Origin of the sequence: Stenoxybacter acetivorans DSM 19021 (assembly GCF_000745895.1) — a bacterium.
In the GTDB taxonomy this organism is placed as follows: domain Bacteria; phylum Pseudomonadota; class Gammaproteobacteria; order Burkholderiales; family Neisseriaceae; genus Stenoxybacter; species Stenoxybacter acetivorans.
Window position 1 is genome coordinate 1 of sequence record NZ_KN050774.1, and the last position, 7,114, is coordinate 7,114.

A 7,114-nucleotide genomic window follows, 5' to 3' on the forward strand; every position below is an offset into this window, starting at 1 on the left:
ATATTTCAAAGACTATGAAAAATAATAGTCATGGTTATTTAAAAATTAGTTTTCTTTTTAAAAATAAATTGAAATATATCAATCCATTAATATTTAATTTTATTGACACAGCTAAAATTCAAAATTATTTAAAATTTGGCATGGCAGATTTATATCATCTTCTTATAGAAGCCATGTTCTGCTATTATTAAAAAATTGAGCTATTTCAATTCATAGCCTATAATCTATATCGTGTATTCTATTTCGCCAAGCCATCTATTTATCGTGCGGTAAACCTCAGACTTTAAAACCCACCCCAATAAAAAACCCGGTACTTATTTTTCGCAATTACGCTAATAGTGAAGAACAGTGAAGAACAGTGAAGAACAGTGAAGAACAGTATAACTGTAACGTTATTGAACTATAATATCATTGATAGTTTATTGCAATAGCAAACAGTATTTTTTCTTGCACTGTTGTATTTTTGTAACAATCATGCAAAATAGCCCTGTTTTAATAAAGCCCATGCACTCAAAGAGAGCGCATGGGCTTTATTAAAACGGTTTGGCTGTGATTACTACAGCTGTACTATTATTTTTTTCAAAAAAGCAAACATGACTTAGTTCAGCAGATTTCAGGCAATTAGCCGTAGTTTTTCCAGCTAATCATTTTGAAAATTTTAATAGTTTAGCTATAGCTTATTCCAAGCCCCTTTATTATTTGCTTTTTCAGGATACTTCAACCATTTCCTGCCAACCTTGCTGCTTCAGCCAGCCGCTGCGGTGTTCCCACGTCCAGCCACACCCCTGTGTGTTTTTGCCCCGATACGCCATCATTGTTCATGGCATCACGCAAAAGCGGCGCAAGCTTGGCTGATTTACCGATCTCCAGTGAAGAAAATAACATCGGGTGATATACCCCCACGCCGCTGAATGTATATTTTTCCGCGCCCTCTTTTGCGGCTTTCAGGCAGCCGTTATCCAATAAAACAAAATCACCTGCTATATGGTGCGGCGGATTATCCACCAGCCACAAATGCGCAAGGTGATGCGCATTCAATGTATCGGCAAGTACAAAGGCTGCCTGAAAATCAATATCGGTAAACACATCACCGTTCACTGCCAAAAACGGTTCACTACCCAAAAGCGGCAAAGCGGCGGCAATACCACCGGCGGTTTCCAAACCGGTTTCGCCCTCTGCCGAATAGGCAATATTCACGCCGTATGCCGCGCCGCTGCCCAATGCCTCTTCAATTTGTTTACCCAACCACGCGTGATTAATCACGATGTCAGTAAACCCTGCTTGGCGCAATCGGCGCAGATGATGCCCGATTAAAGTATCAAATCCGGCGGTCAGTAAAGGTTTCGGGCAAGTGTCGGTCAGCGGGCGCATGCGTTCGCCTCTGCCTGCTGCCAAAATCATTGCTTTCATGCTTTTGCCTTTCTCCAACGATACACACTGCTCCACACAAATAAACCCACACCCGCCCACACCCATAAATAACCGATAAACCGCGGCACATTGAAAGCCTCATGAAACACAAATAAACCGGCAAGAAATTGCAGCGTGGGCGAAACATATTGAATCATGCCGATGCTCACCAAGCTGATGCGTTTTGTTCCGGCAGCAAACAGCAGTAGCGGCAAGGTGGTAACCACGCCCGAACCGATAACCAGCATCAAAGGGATTGCGGGCAATTCACTGAATACCAATTCATTGCGTATCCATACCCAAGCCAAAAACAACAACGCAAACGGCAGCATCATCAGTGTTTCCAGCGTTAAACCTGCCAGCGCCGGCAATGGTGCTTGTTTACGCAACAGTCCGTACAAACCAAAGCTGATGCTTAACAATAACGCCACATAAGGCACATGCCCTGAAAGCAATGCCAGCCACAATACACCCGCCGATACCAAAATCACCGAAACCAGCTGTACACGGCTCAGCACTTCTTTTAAAAAGACACACCCGAGAACAATACTCACCAAAGGCGACATAAAATAACCCAAACTCGCATCTAACACATGATTGTGTGTAACCGCCCACAAATATGTCAGCCAGTTAATGGATAATGTCAGTGCCGACAGCAAAAATATCCGCCAAAGTTTTGGCTGCTTCAAAGCCTGCCAAACCACATCGCCCTGCCGCCACATCAGCAGCAATGCCACTGCCACTACCGACGACCAGACAATGCGTTGTGCCAGCAATTGCTCCGCATCAATTGGCTGCCCCAGTAAAGGATACCAATAAATCGGAAACAAACCCCAAAACAAATAACAACAAAACGCATACAGAAAACCTTGCTGGGTTTGCGTGAGTCGTTCAGATAAAGGCGAAGACGGCATGATGAATTTCTTTTGCTGATGAAGTGTATATAAAGTTTTTTATTTTACTGATGCCGAATCATTTATTCAGTATGACGGCTGCCTGAAAAGCACGGCAATAACCATTTGAACCAACTCTCTAAATACAAAATCAGTGATAAAAATGGTATATCTTACTTCTTTCTGATTTTAAATAAACAGTGTGTCAAAAAGAAGCCGATTGTACTTTACCAGCGATGGCTTGCATTGATTTTTTCAGGCTGCCTGATGATTGCCCTGCAAATTTTATGCGCCTTAAACTGTTTTTATTTCAGGCTGCCTGAAAGAAGCCGAATAAAAACCCGCGCAGCATTGCTTTGCGGGTTTGATTGATGAAAATATTATCAACAACTTGAACTCAAGCATCAGACAATCAGCTGTTGTACATTGTTCAGCAATTCATCTAAATGATTTTGTGTACCGAGCGTTTGGCTGTATGCGCTGCCAACCATATCATTCAGCGATGTACCGACAAAATCCGCATTGGCTTGAATGTTACCATTGGCGGCAAGCACACTTTCAATGTCATTGCTGTTATCCTCCAACAAGCCGTGCAGCGATGCCAAGTCAGCTGCAAATTTCACTGCCGATTTTGCTATGGCGTTGGTGCTGTTTTCTGAAGAAGGGTTAATTGCTTCTTGCTGATTATCCGCACCAAGCAAACCATCTTCATTGAAGCCAACAGAGAAACCAGCAGGTTTCACGTAGCTTTGGTCGTAAATCACCGTATGCGTGAAATCAACTGTTTTATGGGTAACATCGTTTTGGTTGGTGATGGGATTCCATTTGTATTGGTCCCACTTCGCAATCAGCTGAATGTCCACAGGACCTTCCGACAAGCCTTCAAAGGTAATGGACGAATTGAATTTTCCGTTGTTAATTACTGTGCTGGTGGTGTGTTGATTGCCGTCTTTGTCGGTAATCACAAACATTAAATTTGTGCCGCCGGGTATGCCGAAAGCATCGCCTTTGACATAAACTTGGCGGTATTCTGTGCCGTCAACAATGTCATCTGCCAATTGCGTGGTACTGGTATCCAGCTTCAGTGATGGTTCAATGTTGGCATCTAAATCCAGCTGCACAGTGTGCAGGGCTTCGCCTGTCAGCGAGCTTTCGGTGCCGGCAATATTGGTGCCGACGGCAATCAATAACACTGAACCGTCGGGGATAATGCTGGTGTCAATATCCGCTACCATTGACCATGTACCTGTGCCGTTGCTGTCCAGCTTGCCATCAACCACGGTACTGCCGATTTTGATGCGCTGAACCGTTCCCGTGCCGTCAGTAAATTCAGCGTATAAATCAATGGTATCGCATGCGTGCATGTAGCGATAGATACCGCTGATTGGCAGCTTGCCTGCCTGCAAATCCGATGGGGTAATGACATTATCATTGCCGCCTACATCAATTTGAATCGCAACATCAATCGGATGCCCAACGTAGTTCACCGATGCGGTGTCGTTTACAGTTATGCCGCTGGCACTGTCGTTTACAGTAGCTTTAATGGTGGTGCAACCATTATCCATGCTGGTTAAATCGCTGGTAATACTCCATTTTCCGCCTGAAACAGTGCCGGCGGCAGTAACGGTTTTAGTGGCCCCGTTGGCGTCAGGGCTTGAAGTAAAGGTTACGTTTACTGTTTGCCCGTCTGCAATATTTGTTACCGTACCCGACACAACCACTTTCGCTTTTTCTTTGCCGTCAATCATGTCATCACCCATAATCGGCGTGGTGATTTTCACCTGCGGCACAGGGGCGTTGCTTTGCGCTTGTGCGGCGGCAGCGTTACCCGCTGCATCTGTGGCTGTGATGTTGGCTGTGGTGCCGGCGGCAATCGGGTTATTGGCAAACGACCAATTGCCGTTTGAATCAGCCGTAGTGGTTACTGTGTTGCCGTCTGATTGGGTAACAACCACAGTGGCATTTTTATCGGTTGTGCCGCTCAAACTCGTGCCGTTTGTATCTATGGTTAAACTATTGTTTTTATCAATCGTGATGATTTGACTGGTTACGGGTCCGGCATTTCCCGCCGCATCAACAATACGGGCAAGGTAAGTGTAATCACCATCGGGCAATAAGCGAATGTCAGAGTAAACTCTCCCCTCACCAAAAACTTGCTGTCCTTGCAGTAAATTAATCCAACTTGCACCGTTATCTAAGCTGATTTGTAAGGTTTCATCGGCAGTCATGCCTTGGGGAGCATAAACATATAATTCAGGGGTGAGGTTGGTAATATAATCACCTTGAATACCTGAATCACTTGCCGGGGTTAAGGCAATTCCGGTTATCTCTGCCGGCGAAATCCTGTCCACTTGGGTTGTTGCATCAGTTGAAGTATTACCGGCTTCATCGGCGGCTTTGGCGGTAATTGTGTCGCCGTTTGCCAAACCGCCCGGGCTGGGCATTGTCCATTGTCCGCCTTCGCTGACAACAGTGGTTGCACTGCTGCCGTCGGGAAAGGTAACTATGATTGTACTGCCCGCTTCGCCTGTTCCGGTAATGTCGTTGATGCCGTTATTGGGATTAATGGTGGGTGCGGCGGGCGGTGTGCGGTCTATCGTAACCGTTACCGCTTGGGTATCCACAACATTACCTGATGAATCCAATACGTTTACAGTAACCGGGTAATCACCGTCGGCAGACACATCGGTTTCAGGAATGACAAATGAATATGATGTACCGGACGAAGAAGTTGGCGTGTAGGTGTTGCTGCCGATGGTAATGATTACTTCCTCACTGCCTTGTAATGCTTTGCTTAAACCAATATCCAAATTAAATCCTCTGGCATTGGTAATCCAATCACCCACCACACCGCTGTCTGTTGCCGCTTCCAATGCTACCGTTTGAATCAGCGGCGGAGCATGTTCAATGATGGTGTAGCCCGCAGAAACGGTGCTGTTGCCCACGTTATTCACCACTTTGGCGGTATAAGTGTAGCTGATTCCATCAACCAAGCCGCTGTCATCGAATATCCACGATGTCCCGTTTACCGTTGCCGTACCTGCCAGCATAGAAATAGTATTGCCGCTGCTGTTTGTGTAACTGCGGTAAATATACAAGGTTTCATCAGCTGCCAATGATGCACTCAGGCTGCCTGAAAGGCTCGGCGTGGTATCATCGGTGATGCCGCCGCTGCTGACGTTGCCCGTTGCTGCACCGACATTATCTGTAATCGCATCAATTGTCGGTGTGGCAATCGGAATGGTTGTAACGTTAATTTCCAGCGTTTTACTGTCGGTTGCACCGATGCTGCCGTCATCTTTCACAATACGAGCCACTAAGCTATAAGTGGTATCGCTGCTGACTGCAGGCAATTGATAAGTCCACATACTGGCATCACTGCTAAGCGCAAGATCCACCCATGTACTGCCGCCGTCTAAGCTCAATTGTACTTTTTGACCGCTGCCCAACGTGCCGTCAATGTGTCCGCCAATCAATGGATCAAGATCATTGGTGATCCAATCGCCCGCCGTGCCGGAATCATTAGCCAGTGAATCAATCGCAACCGAAGGCTCTTTATCTGCTGTTTTGCTGTCTGATGAGGAATGACCCGCTTTATTGCTCACTTCGGCAGTGATTGTTAATTCACCATTTGCCAAGCTGCTTACATCAACACCGCTCACGCCCCATACACCGGCATTCACGATTGCGCTGACAGCCACACTGCTGCCTGAAGAATCGGCAATGATAATATTAACTGTTTGCCCGGTTTCTGCATCGGTTGTACCGGTAATACTCAAGGCAGCTTGCTCGCTGCCGCAAATTAAACCATCGCCGGCAACGGGCGCGTCTATCGCAATATTCGGCGCGGTGCTGTCTTTATCAGCTGCCTGTGCGGCATCAGCCGTATTGTTTGCTTGGTCGGTAACAGAAACTTCGATGTTTACACTGCCGTCAGTCAAGCTGCTCGCATCAATGCCGCTCACCGTCCAGCTGCTGCCTGAAACGGTGGTTTGGGCTGTAACTGTGTTGCCTGCGCTGTCGGTAATGGTTACTGTGATTGTTTGCCCGTCTTCTACGCCGCTGACCGTTCCGCTGACAGCAAGTCCTTGAGATTCTTGTGCTGTCATCACATTATCACCGGCAATCGGTTCGGTAATGGTGATGCTCGCTTCCGTGTCTTTTGTTGCTTTTTCCACCGAAGTATTAGCAAGATTACCTGCCTGATCTTCAACTTTGGCAGTAATGCTCAACTCACCGTCTGTCAATGTACTGACATTAACACTGCTCACTGCCCATGTGTTGCCCGATACCGCAACTGTAGCGGTTACTGTTGTGCCTGCGCTGTCAGTAATGGTTACCGTGATTGTTTGCCCGTCTTCTGCACCGCTGACCGTTCCGCTGATGCTGATATTGTCCGATTCCGCTTTGTTGATGACATCAGTGGGAACCGTTGTAATTGCAATATTCGGTGCAGTACTGTCGGTGAACGATTCGTTAGTCGGGATCGAGGTGTTGCCCGCCGGATCGGTGTTGGTCACGCTGACGGTGCCGCTCGGCTGGTTCGGCGGCGAATCGATGCTGTAGTCGCCGTTGCCGTCGGTGGTCGTGGTGCCGCTGCTGCCGTCGGGGAAAGTAACGGTGATGCTGCTGTTCGGTTCACCTGTGCCGCTAACGGTGATGCCGCCGTCGCCGTTGCCGCTGTCGGTTACGCTGACGGTCGGTGCATTCGGGGCAGTGGTGTCGGTGAACGGTTTATCGGTCGGGTTCGAGGTGTTGCCCGCCGGATCGGTGTTGGTCACGCTGACGTTGCCGCTCGGCTGGTTCGGCGG

Annotated in this window: 4 protein-coding genes; 1 reads left to right on the top strand and 3 read right to left on the bottom strand. The window is 47.4% G+C overall.

The features are described 5' to 3' along the window. On the top strand, positions 1 to 191 hold a 191-nt coding region (locus tag Q384_RS13865), incomplete at its 5' end, for a hypothetical protein (protein ID WP_037588687.1). Positions 192 to 717: 526 nt separating this feature from the next. On the opposite strand, the gene murU is transcribed toward Q384_RS13865, so the two are convergent. The 3 genes from murU to Q384_RS12305 form a co-directional block, all read right to left on the bottom strand. Beyond that, a complete protein-coding gene (gene murU / locus Q384_RS12295) occupies positions 718 to 1,410 on the bottom strand; it encodes an N-acetylmuramate alpha-1-phosphate uridylyltransferase MurU (protein ID WP_037588688.1) in 693 nt (230 codons plus the stop codon). Then, positions 1,407 to 2,324, bottom strand: coding sequence for an EamA family transporter RarD (gene rarD, locus Q384_RS12300; protein ID WP_037588689.1), 918 nt, complete (start codon positions 2,322 to 2,324; stop codon positions 1,407 to 1,409). Before rarD ends, murU begins: the two co-directional genes overlap by 4 nt. 383 nt (positions 2,325 to 2,707) lie before the next feature. Then, positions 2,708 to 7,114, bottom strand: a 4,407-nt coding sequence (locus Q384_RS12305; protein WP_037588690.1) for a beta strand repeat-containing protein, incomplete at its 5' end; no start/stop codon positions are given.